Genomic DNA, 20,241 nt, shown 5'->3' with positions numbered 1-20,241 from the left:
CGATTACTCCTTTCTCTTTTCTACGTTCGTCGGGATATGAATCACGATCTTGGTTCCTTGATTCTCAGCTGAATCGATCTCCATTCTCCCTTCGAGCAGCTCAACCCTCTCCCGCATGCCAATTAACCCAAAGTGGTCCTTGCTTTTCTGCTCCAGCAAATCGACATTGAATCCCAGGCCATTGTCCTGTACAACGATTTTGACCAATTGCGCCTGGTACGTGATTTCAACAAGCACATAAGTCGGGTAAGCATGTTTTGCAGCATTCGAAAGTGCTTCCTGCACCAACCGGTAGATGGCAGCCTCCATCGCAGAAGAGAGACGATGCTCTTTTCCCCGTGTCTCGAAGATCGTGCGGATTTTCGATTTCTCTTCATAATCATGCACGTATTTACGCAGTGTGGGGATTAATCCTAGATCATCGAGTGCCATTGGACGCAGATTAAAAATGACTTTTCGCATTTCCTCCAAGCTCGATCGAACCTGGCCCTTCAAATCTACTATTTCGTCCTGCACCATCTTAAATTCCTGCTTTGCGAGCATTCTTTCTACAATTTCCGTCCTAAGAACCAGATTCGCCAGCAATTGTGCAGGTCCATCATGAATCTCTCTGGAGATGCGTTTCCGTTCCTCTTCCTGCGCCAAAATAATTTTGAGACCTATGACCTGTCTGTTTTTTGCAGATTCGATGATTCGGGATACCTGCCCCAGCTCCCCGGACAAGTATTCCAATACCACGCCCATCTGAGATCCGATCGATTCCGCACGCTCCACGGAGCTCTCGACATTACGAACCCGCTTCTGCAGCTCATCTCGTCTTGCCTTCAGATACATTTCCTTCTCCCGGTAGATCATGAGGTCAAGCTGAAGCTGCGTCGCTTTCTCATACGCCTGCTTGATGTCCTCTTCCTTGTACCGGACAAAATCCCGGCTGACCTCGGTCAGCCGGATCCGGGAACGGCGGTAGTTCAGCTCCAGCTGATCTACCTTCTCTAAGGTTTCCGTCGTTTCTTTTAATGTTCGCTGCAGTTCATGATTGAGAGACGCGAGCTCCTGCCGCGACGCCTCCAATATTTCGAACATTTGGTATTTGCTGTCCTCCATCACTTTGATGGCATTTTTTATGACACGGTCGATGGCATCGGCTTGATAATCCACGCACTCTACTCCATTTCTAACGTTTCATATACATATCATACCATATCACGATTCGATCGTAACGGTCTTCGTGTTCTTGTCCCATTTTACTTTAAGGCCTAATTGCTCGGAAACGAGACGAAGAGGGACCAAAGTCCTACCACCTTGAACCATAGGTGCTACAGCCGCCGAACTGCGCTTACCGTTTAGAATGAATTCCTTCTTGCCGACCGTCAGTTCCATGAGCATGCCGCCCCTCAGGACACCCACCCGCTGAGCGGATTGGTTCCAGGTTGCTTGCCCGCCGAACGCGTCGAGCACATGCTTAATCGGAACGTAAGTCGTTCCATTCTTCAAGATTGGTGCCGAATCAATTGCCACTTTCGAACCATTCAGCATAAGCGATTTTTGCCCAATGGTCATGACCGCTTTGCCTGTTGGAAGACCTTCATTCCCGGATAGGGACGGCATCGTAAAGCGGATATCGTCAAAAGATACAGCTCCTGTCAATGCACGCTCATCCTGGCCTTCTTCCACGTTCACCACATACAACCGCTTCATCTGTGCCGGGAATGCAATGTTATGTCCGCTGAGATCGATGCTCAGTGTTTTCCAGCCGCTCCAATCAATTGCTTTTGCCAAGTCGACGTACACGGTTTTCCCATTATTGTCCTTGAGCTCGGCGCGCAGCCAGTTCAGGCTGTTATCTCCCTCCACATCGATGGTCATGGCCGTTGCCTGTGCAGGGATCACTTTGCCAGTTGCGCCATTCAACTCGGCGTAAGCGTACATTTTTTGCCCTAATCCGCCTGTCATATCATAGGTCAAGTTCAAGACTTTAGATGATGCTTTTGCTCCGCTGCCATTTTTGATCGCTGCAGCCCCGGTAACTGCCGGTACATTGGTCGTGAACTTCACCGGGTAATTCACATTCTCGAAGTTCTCCCATGTACTCTCGCCCGCTGCCGATAAAATAACGACCGTGCTAAAGCCGTCATAGCGTGCGATGGCATAACCGACTTTCGTATTGCTGTTCACGGAGGATACGGTCAGGCGGCCGTCTTTTACGCTGCCTTTAAATCCGATAAACTCCCATTTCAGCGCACTGCTTGGAACTTCCAAGCTTTGACCATTGCCTGTTACGGCCGTCACCGGCACGGAAACGCTCGTTCCAGCCTGCAGCGGTGCGCTTGATACGCCGGTAGTCAATGCAACAAGATCATCCGCGCCCAGCACTTTGACTTGCATCGTAGCTTTCGTGCTGCCGCTTACTGCCGTCAGTGTTGAGGTACCCGGCTTTGTCGCTTTTATACTTTGTCCGTTGACCGCTAAATTGCCGTTGCTGGACTTCCAAGTCGGTTTAATCGAACCTGCCTCAATTGGATTATAGTAAGTATCATAGCCCTTCAGTTCATACGTGCCGATCTGGCCGATCAGGAGCGTGTTGCTTCCGCTTACTTTTAAGCCCTTCAAGCTGCCCTGAGGTGCCGTTGAGAACACGCCAAGTGCGTTAACGATGCTGCGCTGCGTGGTGCCGTATTCCGTATTGAAGGTCAGCTGCGTGTTCATCTCGGCAAGTGGACGGTTTACCATCGTTGTCGATCCTCCGCCGTCCAGGTTCATTCCCTTCCATACTCCAACCTTCGTCATAAAATCCTGAAGCTGCTGCAGCGTCATGCCTTTGCTGTTATCGTTGCTCTCCGTAGCAATTAGGTAAGCGTAACGCCCGTCTTTGGAGTAACCTACGGCTGTTCGTGCCCTGCTTCCTCCAATCGAATTCACGTTTCGCGAGAATGAAGTGGCCTTGCCGTTATCCACCAGAATCGTATGGCCGCCAATCATCATTTGGAGTGTAGATGGGTCCAGTTCTTTACCTGATTTTTTGGAAACTAAAGCATAATCGGCTTTCAGTCTCTGTCCAACTGCCAGATTTTGTTTCACGAACTCTGCCGCAGCCCCATGGGTTCGCAAAATGTAGCTTCCCTCCGGTATCGCTGTTGGCAATCCTGCCATTACTGAAATATCGGTGATGACCCCATCCGTTACCATAACCTCCGTTGGCGTTGTCGAGCTGTTCTTAGGACGCTCAATAGCCTTCCATGCGCTGGTGTAGATATAAGCTGAATTCGCATGGCTATACGTTGATCCGGTGCCCTCAGGAGCATAAGAGGTTTTGTTCATCCCCGCGAGTGGGAATGAGGCGCCATTTTCAGCTGTAATACTCCCCGAGAATGCAAACTCATCCAGAATTGGCGTTCCATCGTTCGTTACTCCAAAAGCATACATACCTTTCAGGTCCGATGGGGTTGACATCAACTGACCGTTCGATACTTGAGCACCCATCGGAGCCCCTTCGCTGCCGGTATTAAAAAAGTCACCGTTTATAGCAGCAACCGCCCCGTTCTCCTTAGCCATTCCGCCCGTGCTTTGTCTCGTTGTAAATTGATTCCCTTGGCCTGTCATGACATCCAGTTTCACGTACTTGTTGTTCAAATCCACCCGAATAACATTGGCCAGCGATTTTGCGCCAGAACTGTTGATATACTGATATTTCATTAAAACCGCACCGGAAGTAATGATTTCCTCACCAAGCTTCTTAGCCGATGTTGATGCCGCATAAGCTACCGAGGATGTTGATAGATTCCCTATCACTGGTATTCCGCTGCCCAACACAGGACCCACCCAGATGGCTCCTGCCAATGTAATAATCAACCATTTCTTGCCTACACCAGATGTTGTAGACTTCAGTGTTTTCCCCTGACTAACCATGTAATCGTAACTCTCCCATCTCTTGTTCAACACGGATGCCGAACATATAAAGTCTCTAATTAATAGACTTCATTTTTGCGGAAAAGTTACGAATTTGTTATAAAAAAACACTTTCGCGTATCGTACACCAAGTCTTGCTAGATTTGTACCGGAATTTTTTAGGAGTCCATGTAAATCAATCCTATGTTACTATATTATTATGTATAAGTAACTAGTTTGTCATAAATTATATTCCTATTTTTCCATTTATTTAATGAAAATGCTGATAACCACGATAGTTCATTCGCTCTTTTAATTATTTCATTTTTGTCATATTATCTGGTTCAGCTGCGTTGAATCTCTACTCATAATTAGAAAAAGAAGCAAAAAAGACATGCACCGATTTTTTTCAGAAGAAAAATTAAATCAGCACATGCCTAAATTTTATATCTGTTACATATCCTAAAATTACCTTAGTTTACGCCAGCTTGTTCTTTCAAGGCTTCCGCTTTGTCTACGCGTTCCCAAGGGAGATCCAGATCCGTACGTCCAAAATGTCCGTAAGCAGCGGTTTGTTTGTAGATCGGACGACGAAGATCCAGCATGCGAATGATTCCAGCCGGACGCAGGTCGAAGTTGTTACGCACAAGCTCAACCAGTTTCTCTTCGCTCACTTTACCTGTTCCGTAAGTATCTACACTAATCGACACTGGGTTAGCGACACCAATAGCGTAAGCCAATTGAATTTCGCACTTGTCCGCAAGTCCTGCAGCAACCAGGTTTTTAGCCACGTAGCGAGCCGCGTAAGCAGCGGAACGGTCAACCTTTGTAGGATCCTTACCGGAAAATGCACCGCCGCCATGACGAGCGTAGCCGCCATAGGTGTCCACGATGATTTTGCGGCCTGTCAGACCAGCGTCCCCTTGTGGTCCACCGATTACGAAACGGCCGGTTGGGTTAATGAAATATTTAGTTTCTGCGTCCAGCAATTCAGCCGGTACGACAGGAAGAATAACTTGTTCTTTAATATCCTTCTGGATTTGCTCCAGCGTTGCTTCTTCGGCATGTTGAGTCGATACTACGATCGTATCCACGCGAACTGGCGTATTGCCGTCATACTCAACCGTTACCTGGGTTTTACCGTCCGGACGCAGGTATTCCAGCGTACCGTCTTTACGAACCTCGGACAACCGACGAGCGATACGGTGAGACAATGCAATCGGAAGAGGCATCAGTTCAGGCGTCTCGTTCGTTGCAAAACCAAACATCAGACCTTGGTCGCCAGCACCAATGTTCTCAGTTTCCTTGTCCACTTGGGAAGGATCACGATTCTCCAGTGCAGCGTTTACCCCCTGCGCAATATCGGCAGATTGCTCATTCAGCGATGTCAACACCGCACATGTATTGGAATCAAAACCGTATTTTGCACGGGTATACCCGATTTCCTTCACGGTATTGCGTACGATGGATGGAATATCCACGTATTCAGATTTAGTGCTAATTTCACCAATGACCAAAACAAGACCGGTCGCAACGGAAACTTCACAAGCTACGCGTGCGTTCGGATCGTTAGCCAAAAAAGCATCGAGTACCGCATCGGAAATCTGGTCACAGATTTTATCCGGATGTCCTTCAGTTACGGACTCAGATGTAAATAAACGTCGCCCTGTTAAAGACATGAGATCAACCTCCCATATGAATAGTATGTGATATATCAAGAGGTCCTACACAAAAAATGAACCTTTTCCTGTCGGAAAAGGTTTGAAATGTACAATCCTCAACATGCATATTAACTTATTTGTTACCAGGTGTCAATCCAGTAAGTAAGCTGTTTTTCAAGGATTTTCTTTGCTTTTTCAATTGTGTATTCAAGAATTAGTCCCACTTGTAAATGAAAACGACTACAGTCCGCCGAAGAGACTTTGTTCAGCGTTTCGAACTAAACGTTTGGTGATCTCCCCACCAACCGATCCGTTCTCACGGGATGTCAGATGTCCCCATCCGGGACGACGGCTGGAAGATCCACCACCGATGACTCCTAACTCAGAGCCGAATTCCGTATCGGCTCCATTGGAACCGCTACCATATCCCACGGGTAATCCAAACTCTGCTGCAATTTCGTATTTCATTTGCTTCAGCATTTCACGACTCTCCGGTACCACTTGACGGTTACGACTGCTTCGTGCCATGAAAATACACCTCCTGTATTGGTTTTTACAGAAGTATTATTTGTTGATTTCAAAGCACTCACACGTATAAAACGTTGTCACTACTGGCAATAATTATAAGAGGATTATGCCGGACAGAGGTTATCTGCCATGCCTCTCGGCAGGATGGAGCAACATTTTGCAGGTGTCTAACGCAAACTGATTCTATTTAATGGTGTAACCGCCACGTACCATGACAATCAGATTGCTTGTCTGCCCTTCTTTCACCTGGATACCGCGACCTTCACGCGGGAAGGAAAGCAGATGGTTCTTAGGCGCCGTTTCACCATTTAACAGGTCTTTGCCGTCCGTAAGGTCGGCAACGCCGCTAGCGACTTCTGTGTAGATCACAGCATTTCCTGAACGAACAATGAACTCCGTTCCAGCATCGGCAATTAGAATCTTACCAGGCTTCAGCGCAACGTTCTTAACTTCATCTGTACCTTGGGAAGGCTGAGTTGGATTTGTAGGAGTTGTTGGGTTCGTAGGCCCTTCACCGCCACCATTCAGCGCTTGCTGAATTTGTTGGTCTACGTAGCTTTTGGTGACGACCGGGTCGTCAGTGGTACCTGGGGTGGTCCCTGCGCCGGTTGCGGTGTTGTTGTAGGTTGCACCGATCCATATGCCAGCTCCAATCGTCAGCGCCGCCAAGCCAACCTTCAAATAAGGTTTCATGTAAACTGTTCCTCCTAAAATTATCTTTACTATTTAACTATAAAGAAAACACTCAAACTGAACAACCCTACTATAAGTAAACTAAGGATTGTTTTCTTAGGATAATTAAAAAACACACCGGAGAACATTAAGTTCTCCGGTGTGTCAAAGCTTAGAAGGTAAGCTTTATTTTTAGTTGGTCGATTAGTACTTAATAGTACCTTTCAAATCAACTGTTGTATCATTTGCCAGAACAACGCTAGCAGTCAGCGTTCCACCATTAATAGTATCTTCTTTACCAACTACTACTTTAAAGGAATTTCCGTTAGCAGCCAATTCGGCATCATAAAGAGTTGTTCCTTTATTAGTAGCAATCGATACTTTACCGTTAACGATGCTTTTTAGAGTCTTATCTACATTAACAGTCAGAGTAGAAGTCGCTGTATCGTAAGTTGTTGTTGTAACGTTTACTGGCTCAACAGCTGGTGCAGTAGGAGCCGCGACAGTAAATACATCGGATTCAACGGCTTTAACATCTGTACCTCTTGCTACCATATACTGAGCATCCTTACGAACTTGTACAGAGATCGGAGGATTTGCTTTAAGCAGCTCAGCGTTTGTCAGTGTCACTACAACATTACCCTTTCCATCAGCACTGAAGGAAGTAGTATAGTCAGTTGCAGGGATAACTGGAGTATTATTCTTGGAAAGATCTTTAAGAATGAAGTCATTTCTCAGATCAGCAACGTTACCGTTTTGGGAATCTACATAAGTAGAGAAAGTAACAGTAAACGACGCGCCTTCTCTCTTAGTAACACCAGTAGCTTTAGGCGCTACAGTGTTTTGAATGTTCATCACAGCATTACCGTTAAGGTTAAGTCTGTTGTTGGAATAAGTTTCGATGGAGTTGTTAGCAAACAAAGTGATTGTTCCACCATTTAAATGCTCATTGCTTGTTTTCAATGTTACTTTAGCTCCATCAATTTTCACTTCTGATGGGTAAGTACCATTAACAGTGAAATCACTAGCGCTAGCATAAGCAATTACTTGATTGAACTCAAGCTCAAAAGTTTTAGCATCCTTTTGAACAGCTTTTGTCCATTCGAGTTTGCTTTGTTTTGCCTCTCCTAAGCCCGCGCTAGTCCAGGAAACCGATTGACCTGTTTTGGATTTAAGACCAATTGCATGGACTCCTTTAACGGATCCGTTCGTTCCAAACGAAACTTTAGTTCCGTTAATGAACTCTGGGAACTGAAGCACTACGGATTTAGCACCATTTACTACATCCACTCTAACCTCAGCCGGGATAGCAATTCTTTGTGTGCTAGCACCGTTCTTTTGGAAATCGATATAGTAGCTGCCTTTGTTTTGAAGAGTCGAAACATCCATTTCTCTTCCGAAATGCAATGCTAATTTACGAGTTGAATCGTTGTAATCCACATTAGAAACGTCTGGGTTAGTAACATCAGCCGCTACAAATGTACCATCGTACTCAACCATAGTGTTTTGCAATGCTGTTCTGTCTTTTACATCTTTAACCTTCAGATCGTAAGTACCTTCAAGAGTACTGAAGAAGCTAACGTAGAAGATTTTGTTCGATGCATCAGCAGCTACTACATTGTTCACAGGAATAACGTCGCTACCTTTTTTAACAGTGAAGTACTTTTTGTCAGCAGCATCTACTGCTTTGTCAAAACGAACTGTCAATGTATTTGCTCTGTCATTACCGAATGTAGTTTCAAGTACACGAGGTTGAACCAAGTCAATACTTGCTGTTACTTTATGTTCTTTCACAGGGTTCGCGTTGCCGGAGTAGTCTTTAACCTCAACGAACAGGTTAGTTTCGTATCCTGGCAAACGGTTAGCAGTGAAATCAACTTCATAAACGTTTGCTGCGATTTGAGTTGCTTTACCTTTTTTCTTGCTGTCGCCAGACTTCCAGTAGAAGCTATCTTCTGTTACAGAAGCCGGATCGATTTCTTCATCGAATGTTACTGTTACTTTTTCCAGAGTAGCGGAAATTTCAGTAACCTTCGGACCTTCAGTATCAACTGCAACTGTGAATTCTTTAGTGTCAGCCAAAGATTTCAAACCTGCATAGTCTTCAACCAGGGAAGTTGTCAATTTGTGAGCACCGACGGAAATCCCACCTGTGTAGTCTCTCAAGATAACTTCTCTTTGGTTTGCACCTTGCGTTACGGAACCAGTAAACGCTTTGTCATCCAATTGGAAGTTGCTGCTGGATGGAGCGATAACAGGCTCGGAGAAAGTTACCTTAATAACTTTAGTTCCAAGAGCTTTTACTTCAGAAACTGTTGGCAGTGTGTTGTCGGACGATGAGAAGGACACTTCACCTTGTGGGATTGTAGCGCCTTGATCGCCTTTAACATTCTTCACAACAATTTTGTATGTTGTTCCTTGTACGAATTTGCTGGATTCGTTCAACAGGATGCGTGCAGTTTTGCCATCTTCCAATACAGTAATGGATTTGATTCCTTTAGCGTTAGAATCGATGACATAGTTGTTTTTGTCTGTAGCAGACGCTTTGTCAACTTTACCGTCGAATACAACGTCAACTTCTTTCAAGTTAGTGGAAGTTGCGGATTCAACTTTAGTAGCAGATGTTACTACCCAAGTTACACTTTCAGTGTACTCGTAGTTGTTATGTGTGAATTTCACTTCAGTTGCAGTGTTAGCTTTCAGAGGAGTTTCCAGTTCAACTTTCACGCTTTCGTTGTTAGCAAGTTTGAAAGTTACAACTTTACCGCTCTCAGTTACATCATAAGAAACCACTTTTGGTTTTTGTTGAGACAAGTAGATTGTGTAAGCAACTTCAACCAATTGGGAACGGGAAGCGTTAGCTTTAGGGTTTGTTTTAGCATCTACCAAACCTGCGTTGATTGCTGCTTGAACATAACCTTTAGCCCAGTCAGAAGCGTTGTTGTTCGTTTCTGTTGGAACTTCCAGCTTTTGAGCAGTAACGAGAACCTTCGCCATTTCTTGAACGGTGATTTTACCGTTGAAGTCGAAGATCATTTTCGTTGTGTTTTTACCTTCCATGATGCCTGCAGCGTATACTGCTTCTACATAAGGAGCTGGCCATTTGTCAGCTTTGTAGTTTTTGTCTTTGAAAGACGCTTTGCCTTGGATTGGCTCAAGACCCATGATGCCTACCAAAACTTTCGCGAACTCAGCGCGAGTCATTTCTTTGTCAAGACCAGCAGTTCCATCTGGATAGCCAGTGAAGATACCTTTTTCTTTCAGTACATCAAATTTCTGTTGTGTGTTAAGCGCATCGTCACCGAATGCAACAGAAGCAAACATGGAGAATGCCATTGCTGTAGACAGTGCTACGGATAAAATTTTCTTCATAACCTTTTTTTCTCCTCCTTGAATCATCACTTGATTGTTTTCTTTAATTTGGTAGCTCTTATCACTCATTGTCCTGCACCTCCTTTCCCGAGTTGAGCATAAATCATAAATGATGTCTGTGACGATATCACAGAATCTTGTTAACGAGAGAACACTACAAACTAGAATAGATTCCTAATCCTACCTAGGTATTATACAACGAGTCCCATACTCCGTAAAGAACATTTTTCTAATTAATAGACAAGTTTCTTGTTTCGGATAATCTTGGGTTGCTCATTGGGTTCTACATTATAAACGTTTGATTTCTCGAAAAGTTGCGGTTGTTGCAAAGTTTTTTTAAAAATATTTTCGAAATCATTTTAGATTCGCATAACATTGGGTTCATTACATATTGCGACAACAAAAAAAGACGCCCTATGGGCGCCCTTTGTAGAATCCTAGCGAATCTTCATAGCAAGCTGGATAATGCGTGCACGCATCTCCGGATTGCTATGCAGTGTTTCGTACATCAGATCAATTTCCGCTTTATTCGTACGATATGTTTTGTCATGTTTTATTGTTGTATGAGACCACTGGATCAACGCATTCTCTGCCGCTGTCATTTCGTTAAATGAATCATGAAAGCCTGTCTCAACAACGAGTCCCTCCATGACTTCCTGAGTTATCTCATCATGAGCGGCACGAGCCAGCTCAATCTTCTTCTCCATCACTTTGGCCTTTTCCTCGAACTTGGTCTTCGCCTTCATGTAGTCGAGCTGCGCTTTTGATAATATCGGCTTCATAAATTCATCTTCACCCTCTAAAAATAGTATGTGCTTCCGCTATTGTAGCGTATTCTACATGAAATTACAAAACAATAGATATTGGTAAACGGTTTCCTGGCCTCTGATAACACCCATAAGATCTTGCTAATTATGCCATAAATAACCTTATCCATTAAAAACCGCGCATGAAAAAACGAGAGCACTGCCAATAGAAATTGGGCATCTGCTCTCGTTCCTTTTCCCTACAGTTTCTTCTTATTTATATGGCCTACAGCATTTTGAGTTTGCCCATCATGCGTTTCACGATCGTCGCCGTATCTGCACGATTCAGCACGGCATCCGGATTGAAGTTATACGTTGGTTTCTTCTCGCCTTCTTTCAAGCTATTCGCAACACCAGTGATGATACCGGCCTTACTTACAGCAAGAATGGCTGGGTAAGAATAATTCGATTTGATTTTGCCTACATCTTCGAACTGCTTCTGAAGTGCTGCTTTATCTTTTTCGATTTCACCCATCTTCAGGTTCAATGCGCGTGCAATCATGTTGGCCGCTTCTTCGCGAGTCAGTTCCATATTAGGAGCAAAGCTTCGAGGCGCTATGCCGCGAATGATCCCTTTTCTGGCCGCTGTCTCAATGTAACGGTAATCCCACTGCATGCTGTTGACTACACTTTCTTGATAGATGTCATCAAACGTCAGCTTGTTCTTATCGGTATCATAATCCAACGGAATATCGAGCAGCTTCACTATAATAGTAGCTAATTCACCGCGAGTCATTGGATCATACACGCCGAATGCATCCGTCTTGGATGCCTTCATGTATCCTCTTGCCAGCATCAATTCAATATCGTTACGGGCAGTCTTATGCGAAATCGCATCGGAGTAGCTATAACGCAAGGATTTAACTGCGTAATACCCAAATCCCTTAAATGGTGCCGTAACAGTTTTCTTCTTGGCGTCTACTTTCCCGCCGATGTTGATCCACGTTCCTTGGGAAGGGTTATACCACCAAATGCCCAGGTTGCTGGAAGCTGAGTTCACCAGTGCGGAATCATATTTCAAGGTTATCGTACCTTTTTGGGACAATTCCATCCAGTTCTGCGGAATCAAGCGTTGATGAAATTCGTTTCCTTTTGCGTAAGGATGAGCTGCTGCCTTTACGTTAAAGTCCTCAATGTTACTGCTGTATGCATTAAGCGAACCCGCATCCAGCCAGTAAAGAGGTGATGAATAGCCGTAATGGGCTGCCGGAGTGAAACGGAACGCATTGTTGTTATCCCCTGGAATGAGGGACAAACGTCCATCCATTTCTACACCGTTCTCGATTTCACCAATTCGATTGTAAGCCTTAACGGTCCGCCCATCGATCTGGTTGGCAATACCAAACAGGATGTCATGCTCACCAAGCAGATTGATCGTAGGCACTTCTGCATTCGGACTTGATTTAGCCTGTTGAAGCACCGTGCCTTTCGGCAAGGACAGGGACAAATCACCCTTGAATACTTTAACCTTACCTGACTTCGAAATATTCGTTTTAAACTGAGAGCCTTCGGTTGCATCATCCGTGTACGTTACAACGAATTGCCCGCTTGTCTTTTTGGTGCCTTGTTCGATCGTAAACTTGATGGTGTTTTTGCCATTTTTCAGGTTCTTGACTTCAAGACGGAATATGTCGCTGATCTCGGATTTTACCATTGGCGTTTTGCCAATCAGAATGGAGTCCGCGCCTTCAGCCTTGATGCTTACCTCTACAAAGTTCTGTTTCAGAACACCTTCGTTAGGAAGCCTAGGAGAAAGGACTTCGTAAGGCGCACGCTCACGCGTAATCTCAATGGTATCCGTTGTGGTAACCGACTGATAACGCGAACCGATGCTGATTGCCTGCAATCCTACCTCAGGAAGTGCTAGCTCTTTAAACACAACGCGGGCAGAGCTGGAGTTGGCTCCATTGACAATCGAATAGTACAGGCTGTGATCCGCTTGATTAATGGCATCCAATTGCGTCTTCAGTGCACCGCCAGAGAGCGTCCAAGTTCCTGTGTTGTCTTTGGTAAAGACTGCAAAGATGGATGGCGTAGGATGACTAAGGTTCACCGTAATCTCATCTGTGTATTCCACCTCAAAGCGAAGACCCAGAGCCTTTTCATATGTGTTATAGGCGTTCTCGGCCGTTTCTCTGAACAATCCATCTGGATCGGATTCTGTTGCGGAACCAACCGGGAATGGAATCATGTTTTTGATTACCGAACGCGTATCGCTAAAATAGAGCAGAGTTAGCTTCGTCGAGATTTTCCCGCTCTTGTCAGCGACCACCAACGTATTCGGACCTGGAATCAGCTGCAGAAATGCAGCATCAGAAAAGCTGAACTCGCCGTTTCCGTTCACTGTCAAATCGCGAGTATTACCATTCAGGGAAATCGTAAGTCCTGATGTTCCCGTGTAGTTCACAATCCGACCGGTTACTTGATTGAAATCTGTACTATTCTTAAACACCTGATTGTTATACAAATGATAAATATCAATATAAGTGGAGGACAGGAACGTTACCGGGATCACCTTCGTATCGGAGACACCTGATGCATTGCTGACCTTGATGATCAGATTTTGTTGTCCTGAAGGCAAATTCGTGATTTTGAAAACCGTGTTACCATTATAGGTAAGTTTCTGGGCAATCGTGCCGCCGCCCTTGCTCGATTCAATCTCAACATCACCTGCGTTCACTTGTTCCACCATTAAGTAGATCGGCAATTCGTTCAGAACCGTATCGTTACCGCTTGGAAAAATGGACTGGGAGGTAGCCGATACCGTTCCCCCGCTCTCTGTTACACCGTATAGTTGATACACCTGCTTGATTGTAGGCGCATTGACATCACGATAAGTAAAAGGATTTTTCACGTCGAAACCAGTGGTAGTGTCCTTAGTGTAAACAAAATACTCCCCGCTCTGTGTGATGCTAACTGAGCCAGTAGTTGTAAAAGGATACATCAAGCTGTTACCCAGGATGCTTGCTGCACCTACGGTTGCCTGCGAGCTCATGATTGGCACCGTAGATCCTGTCGAAAATACGGATACTTCAAGAGTTGGCGGCACCGCTGGCGTACCAGCCGGAGGAGCATCCATGATAACATAACCGGAGATGACGCCGTTCACATTACCGGTTACAACGGTCTGCCCATCGATCTTGGTGTTACCGATCTGCAGTTGATTGACCGTCAAGGAGCCTGTCGGATGATAGACAACCTGTCTATTGATGGTCTGGGTTTTCGATTCCGAGTTAACCACGATCACCAGATCGTTGACACCCTTCTGCAATTGGATCCCTGCGGAGTAAAACGTATCGCCACCGCCCGGATACATGGCCATGCCGTTAACCGTCACGCCTTTTGAGCCATTGGTTGCTTTTACCGAGATACTAACGGTCTGCGTGGTAACAACAACCGGCTTGGAAGCATTCTCTTCCAGCACACGTCCATCGCTGAGCGCTACTTCATAAACAGCCGGTACATCGGAGAACTTGACATAAGCTGTGGCACTCATCTGCTGACCTTGCGTGCTCATACCCGACACGATGATTTTGTTAACGCCCTGATTCAATTGGACATTCAGGAACTGGAATGTGTTTGCTGCTTCGTCCAGAATCGGCTTGACACCTGTTCCGCCCGTGGTCGTGTCATCGAAGCGTTTAATCTCATACGAGATGGTATTCGGATTAATGCCGTTGTAGGTACCTGAAACCGTAATGGAATTCCGGTTCTCCGGTGTTGGGGAGTTCGGATCCGTACTTAGATTGGAAAAGTGAAAATACAAGGCTCCATTTGCAGCAGAAGCCGGTAATGCCGGAATTAGGGAAAAGAACATAGCAATGGCCAATAACAGGCTTGCTATTGTACGGAAATTTTTCTTCAACGGTTGTGCCTCCTTGATCATTCGGACGTTGGCGTCCGTTTTGGGTGTTACGTCGTTCACTGGGTCCCCTCGCTTTCACTGACAGATTGATTCTAGCGCATAGTTCATATATCGGAAGCGAGTGTCCTATTATTTAGAAAAAACCACAAAAAAGCCTCACCCTTTTTGGGTGAGGCTGGCATGTCCGATCCGGACACATCATGAAAAAAAATAAGTTCTACTTCGTGCGGCTTTCGGGATTTGCCTTCATTCGCATCCGATTGATCAGACCCAGAATCGGCCGTTTGGTCTTGCCGACCAGTCCGATAACTTCCGCACCGATCTGCATGAAACACATCATGACGCAGATCACGACGAAGGTGACCCAGTTGGCTTCATACATGGCAGCCGAAGATTGAATGACGGCCAGTACGCCGAAAAAGGCGGCAATCACGTAAATAATCAACACCGTCTGACGGTGACTGAATCCAAGCTCGCGCAGACAATGATGCAGATGTCCCTTGTCCGGAGCGAAGATCGGTTTCTTCTGGATTTTACGACGGATGATAGCGAAAAACGTATCAGACAACGGAACACCGATAATAATCAGCGGCGTAATGAAGGATACAATCGCAATCTGTTTAAATCCAAGCAAGGACAGCATGGCCAAACAAAATCCAAGGAATAACGAGCCCGTATCCCCCATGAAAATCTTGGCCGGATGGAAGTTGAAGAACAGGAACCCGATAATGCTGCCGAGCAGCAGCAGGCATAGCAAGGCAACGGTGGTGTTGCCCATCAAGACGGCCATGACCAGAATCGTGCCGATCGCAATGCCGGAAACACCGGCTGCAAGTCCATCCAGTCCGTCAATGAGATTAATCGCGTTGGTTACGCCGACAATCCAGAAGATGGTCAGTGGAATCGATACCCAGCTCTCCAGCATGGAGTACCGATCCTGGAACGGTATATTTACAAAGTCCACGGTAATATTAAATCCGAATACAACTACGCAAGCAGCTGCAATTTGAGCCAGAAACTTCACTTTGGCCGAAAGTTCAAATCGATCATCCAAGGCTCCGATCAATACGATCATGGAACCGCCGATCAGAAATGCCTTCATAAAGTTGGCATCCCGAGGCGACAGGCTATCCGGAAGAAAAGGAAGAACTGCAATCAGTCCAAGAATAAAAGCCAGATAAATGCCGAGTCCCCCGAGTCGGGGCATGATCCGGGTATGAACCTTGCGGGCATTAGGAACGTCAACGGCACCAATCTTAACCGCAAACTTCTTCACAAGCGGCGTTAAGAGCAGGGCGAGCGTCAGCGATACGATAAACCCGATGATGTATATCATTAACATGTAATCATTCGACCCCCAATAAAAGTCTACCGGTTGAATTATACTCCCTTCGGGTCCAAAAACCAATACCAATTTCCGGTGAAATCCCGGATTTCCCCCACTGAAATGAGCCATTTAGCTCGATTTCGTTACGTTTTCTTTCTCGCGCAGCACTTTCACTACGAATTTCGGCAGCGCAAGCATTCTTTTGTAACGGGTGGGCTCCTTCAGAAGGCGATAAAACCATTCGAGACGAAGCTTTTGGAATACTTTCGGCGCCCGCTTCAGTTTGCCGGAGATAATATCGAAAGATCCCCCGACTCCCATAACAACCGGAACTTGAAGCGCTTGTTTATGCTGCGCAATCCAAGGCTCTTGGTTGTCCGCACCACGGGCGACAAACAAAATATCCGGTGAAGCTGCCCGAATCTGCTCAATGACGGCAGCATCTTCATCAGGTCCAAAAAAACCGTCCCGGTAGCCGCATATAATCGCAGCCGGATATTGCATTTGTAACCTTTCGGCAGCTTCCTGAATCACTTCGGCAGTGGTTCCCAGCAGAAAGAACTTCCATCTATAGGTTTCCCCGACCTTCAACAATTCATGTAACAGCTCAAAGCCGGTGACGCGCCCCTCCAGCGGTTCGCCGCCCACACTGGCGGCCCAGACGATCCCCGTCCCATCCGGAACGATAATTTCGGCACTTTGCATCATCTGTTTATATTCCGGTTGGTTGACGGCCGTCATCACCATGATCGGATTCGCCGTTATGACATGGTGGGGCTGCCTTGACTGAACAGCCTCGGTCAGGAATTTCACCGTATCTTTCATACTAAGCTTGGAAAAAGGAATCTCGAACACCGATACGGTAGGAAATGGATAGGTCTGTTTCATGTTTATCATCCTCTATGGCGTAAATATTGGGCAATGTGGCGTGCAGGCAGCGCAGCCTCTTGTTTCAATACGGATATCTGCTCGCCGTGCTCCGCCTTCCATGCCGCTGCATCGTCTAACAGCTTCAGCATCTGATCCTTTAACGCATCTGCGTCAAGTGATTCACTGCTTCCCGCAGGTTCGCTGCCCAGCCGCTTCAAAAAGTGATTGATTTTCGGATCATAGGAAATTCCGAGCAACGGCACACGCTGATTCGCGGCATAGATCAGGCTATGCAGACGCATGCCCAATATCATATCACAACGACTAACCTCTCGCAGCATGTCCTGCGGCTGCTTCTCATCACGATAGAAACTGATAATCGAACCATTCTTGGAAATATCGCCAATGCCGCTAGCAATAAACTGCGAAGCCTCAAGATCATCCGGCTGATGAAAAGGGAGGAAGCGAAGATGTACCGGACGATGTGCGGCTAATACCTTTAAACCTTCCGCAACAGCCTTCAGCTCTTTGCGTTCCGGATGCCAATATCGAACCGAAATACCGATAATCGGCAGAGATCCTTCCCCTTCCGTTTCGCGATTGGATAATGAGGACTGCACTAAAGGTTCTTCGAATGATTCACGATGTTCTTCTATAGAAGAAACTGATGCGGCATCGTTCTCTTCTAACCCCGATCCCGGGTTGAAATCAAGCTGAACATCCTCCCCCTCTGGCAGCGGCAAGCCCATCACCGGATCGGGTACGACGTGAATGGCTTCCCCTGATATTCCCATCGACTGAAGCAGTTCACCTGACTGAATGTCACGCACCGAGATGTAGGTGCATTTTCGGAAGATCGAGCGAATCATCGGATAAAACAGCTTACGGTTGACCGGACCAACGCCCTGCGCATAAATGAACGTCGGTTTACCAAGCCACTGCGCGATCTTGAGGACGCCCAGATAATACGGGATTGTCTTTGGGCTGGTGGCATCCTGCAGCAAGCTTCCTCMACCGCTGATCAAACCGTCGCTGTCCTTGATTGCCTGTCGAACTTCTCCCAGTTTCATTCGGTGTACGGACTTCACCCCATAGGCAGCCGAAGTCCAATCCGGGTCAATGGAAAGTACCACGGGGTTGATATCAACTCCCGCAGCCTTTCCTTCCTGTTCCAGGGCGGTCAGGATGGATTTCAGGACCGCTTCGTCACCGCTATTGCTAAATCCGTAGTATCCGGAGATGACTATTGTCTTAGAAGTGGAGACCATCGTTTCCAGATCCTTTCTGCCACTTGCCATACCAATATCGCGATCAATCCGATAATCAAGCCGAGTCCAAGACCCAGTACAACGCGAATGGCCGAGATATAGAGTGGCGTGTGAATATGCGTGAATGTTCCGACCATCGACAGCTGCCCCATTACACCGATAATGAGCAGATAAACGGCATGACGGTATTTAAATGACAGGAACACGCCGAGTACCATCATTGGATGGGCAAGCAAGAACTCCTTATTACGCGGACGTACGCCAAACGTATTTTCCAGGAATGTACGGAATGCCATTTCGATCGACGACACAGAGCCTGCATTACCTGTACGAGTGAGATAGTACCAACCGACAATAGCCACAATACCGGCTGCGATAACCCATGTCAGCGAGATCGGTGCTTTAAGCAGTTTCAGAATAGAGCTATAAGTAGATCCCCCTCGGTACAGAACCACGTAGATGGCAATGAGTCCTATCGGCGCTGCAGCCAGCAAGCTCACGCCGCGGAACTGATCCAGAACGAGCATATAGGTCACATTATTCAATAACGCAACAACGATCGGTACGGCTGCAAGCGACAAGATCGTGGTCTTTATCAATAGTACGATCGAATGGGTGACTCTTCTGCCAGAACTCATGTCCGGTATGCTCTGCTGCGTTTCATTGACTTTGCGAATCGCCAGAATGACGGCAACCGTTGGAGCACTGATCGCCGCAAGTAAAGCCAAGGCCTGTTCAAGCAAGGTCGGCTTCAGAACATACAATCCGGCACTGCCCAAAAGCCCGATCAGGAAAGCGGCAATCGTAAGGAACGGAATGTAATAGGAAATCATGAGCGAAATCAGAGCTACGGCTCCGACGACAGCCCCAAGCTTGAAGTAACGCTGCAAGGAAGAGTCGGTCACCTTAAACGGCTCTGCAGGACCCATGGTGAAGCCATTGTCCTCGATCTGCTTAATGGCCTGACCTGTACCTGTCAAACTGTCAATCAAATTATCCAGCGGGTGAGTAACGGATGCCTTGGTCATATCTCGGCTCGGCTCCGCGTTTAAATAGAACATTCGAATGTTACGATCTTTGGAAGCCAGAGCAAAACGGTCTCCAATAACCTCAGGCTCCAGATTAGCATCCCGCTCGCTTAAGGAATAAATACGGGTTACGTTGTAATCTGTTAAATAAGCAAGTTTCGTAAATCCTTTTTGAGGACGCTTGATATTCTCAATCGCCACGAGGCCGATGCCATGTTGGTTCAAAAGCTCGCCAAAGGAATCCAAGCTTTTCATGTCTGCATCATCATTGAAGCCTCTTGCGGAATCACCTTCAAACAAAATTCGTTTTACGGAAGACTGTCCGACAGACGCGGCACAATATTAAAGCCCTTCTCTCGCAGCATGCTTATGGTAATAGGGTCTGGAGACAGCGGCTTAATCACCGCGTTGGAACGCGGAGTTTCCAGCACCAACCCATCCACTCCACGATCGAACTGCCAGGATCTTACCGGAATACCCAATCTCGTGTAGGTTTCTTCGATAATGGGTTTAATTAAAGTCGCGCTTTCCTCGTTCAGGAATGAAACATACGTAAAATTCTCGTTCGGGGAGATCGTCGTACCTGTCAGATCAGCGACCTGCTGCCCGTCATATACCGATATTCGCCGCGATTTCACCAGCTCGTCCAGCGTGCTTTCATAAAGCGCCATACTGATTACGCCGGCTTCTTTCAGACGATCCAACTGCTCAGATACAAAATCCTGCGGCTTGGATTGATACGCCGCGACATCCAACAAATCCCGATAATCAAACACCAGCTCTACATTCTTTGATGTTGATTCTGTTTGCAGTCGGTCATAACCTACCGGCAGGGCCGCTGCAACGCCAAGAACAACCAGAATCCACAGCCACTTGCGGGCTGCTGTGTTCCAGCGTTTCCAATTCTGAACCACGAAAGTACCTCCTCATTGAACCTATGGAAATTTACGATGGAGGGC

The 20,241-nt window shown here is 46.4% G+C and carries 11 protein-coding genes and 1 pseudogene; all 12 read right to left on the bottom strand.

The features are described 5' to 3' along the window. Positions 1–3: 3 nt before the first annotated feature. The 12 genes and pseudogenes from ACPV3A_RS00910 to ACPV3A_RS00855 all read right to left on the bottom strand — a co-directional run bounded on the left by ACPV3A_RS00910 (position 4) and on the right by ACPV3A_RS00855 (position 20,196). The gene (locus ACPV3A_RS00910) at positions 4–1,158 is read right to left on the bottom strand and encodes a sensor histidine kinase (protein ID WP_113061599.1); all 1,155 of its coding nucleotides are present in this window, start codon (positions 1,156–1,158) and stop codon (positions 4–6) included. 45 nt (positions 1,159–1,203) lie between these two features. Then, positions 1,204–3,906, bottom strand: a complete 2,703-nt coding sequence (locus ACPV3A_RS00905) for a phosphodiester glycosidase family protein (RefSeq protein ID WP_426197897.1) — start codon at positions 3,904–3,906, stop codon at positions 1,204–1,206. Between the two features lie 452 nt (positions 3,907–4,358). Then, the gene (gene metK, locus ACPV3A_RS00900) at positions 4,359–5,564 is read right to left on the bottom strand and encodes a methionine adenosyltransferase (protein ID WP_100540938.1); all 1,206 of its coding nucleotides are present in this window, start codon (positions 5,562–5,564) and stop codon (positions 4,359–4,361) included. A gap of 222 nt (positions 5,565–5,786) precedes the next feature. After that, positions 5,787–6,074 (bottom strand): small, acid-soluble spore protein, alpha/beta type, encoded by a 288-nt coding sequence (locus tag ACPV3A_RS00895; RefSeq protein WP_426197896.1) that lies wholly within the window; start codon positions 6,072–6,074, stop codon positions 5,787–5,789. A 183-nt stretch (positions 6,075–6,257) separates the two neighbouring features. Next, on the bottom strand, positions 6,258–6,767 hold the full coding sequence (locus ACPV3A_RS00890) for a hypothetical protein (RefSeq protein WP_426197895.1): 510 nt from the start codon (positions 6,765–6,767) through the stop codon (positions 6,258–6,260). Between the two features lie 183 nt (positions 6,768–6,950). Further along, positions 6,951–10,187, bottom strand: coding sequence for an S-layer protein (locus tag ACPV3A_RS00885; RefSeq protein WP_426197894.1), 3,237 nt, complete (start codon positions 10,185–10,187; stop codon positions 6,951–6,953). A 368-nt stretch (positions 10,188–10,555) separates the two neighbouring features. Beyond that, positions 10,556–10,900, bottom strand: a complete 345-nt coding sequence (locus ACPV3A_RS00880) for a hypothetical protein (RefSeq protein WP_071219815.1) — start codon at positions 10,898–10,900, stop codon at positions 10,556–10,558. A 250-nt stretch (positions 10,901–11,150) separates the two neighbouring features. Continuing rightward, on the bottom strand, positions 11,151–14,789 hold the full coding sequence (locus tag ACPV3A_RS00875) for an S-layer homology domain-containing protein (protein ID WP_426197893.1): 3,639 nt from the start codon (positions 14,787–14,789) through the stop codon (positions 11,151–11,153). Positions 14,790–15,006: 217 nt separating this feature from the next. Then, complete coding sequence (locus ACPV3A_RS00870; protein ID WP_426197892.1) at positions 15,007–16,131, bottom strand: glycosyltransferase family 4 protein; 1,125 nt, start codon at positions 16,129–16,131, stop codon at positions 15,007–15,009. Between the two features lie 114 nt (positions 16,132–16,245). After that, on the bottom strand, positions 16,246–17,004 hold the full coding sequence (locus tag ACPV3A_RS00865) for a WecB/TagA/CpsF family glycosyltransferase (protein WP_071219818.1): 759 nt from the start codon (positions 17,002–17,004) through the stop codon (positions 16,246–16,248). A 5-nt stretch (positions 17,005–17,009) separates the two neighbouring features. Then, positions 17,010–18,254, bottom strand: coding sequence for a polysaccharide pyruvyl transferase CsaB (csaB, locus tag ACPV3A_RS00860; RefSeq protein WP_426197891.1), 1,245 nt, complete (start codon positions 18,252–18,254; stop codon positions 17,010–17,012). Then, positions 18,230–20,196 (bottom strand): annotated as a pseudogene (locus tag ACPV3A_RS00855) (DUF5693 family protein). The gene csaB and the pseudogene ACPV3A_RS00855 overlap by 25 nt, the downstream one beginning before the upstream one ends. Positions 20,197–20,241 lie beyond the last annotated feature (45 nt).

This window comes from Paenibacillus sp. Dod16 (assembly GCF_049893405.1).
Classification (GTDB): Bacteria; Bacillota; Bacilli; order Paenibacillales; family Paenibacillaceae; genus Paenibacillus_AQ.
Note: the sequence above shows the minus strand (reverse complement) of the source record. Positions and strands in the feature narration are given on the sequence as shown.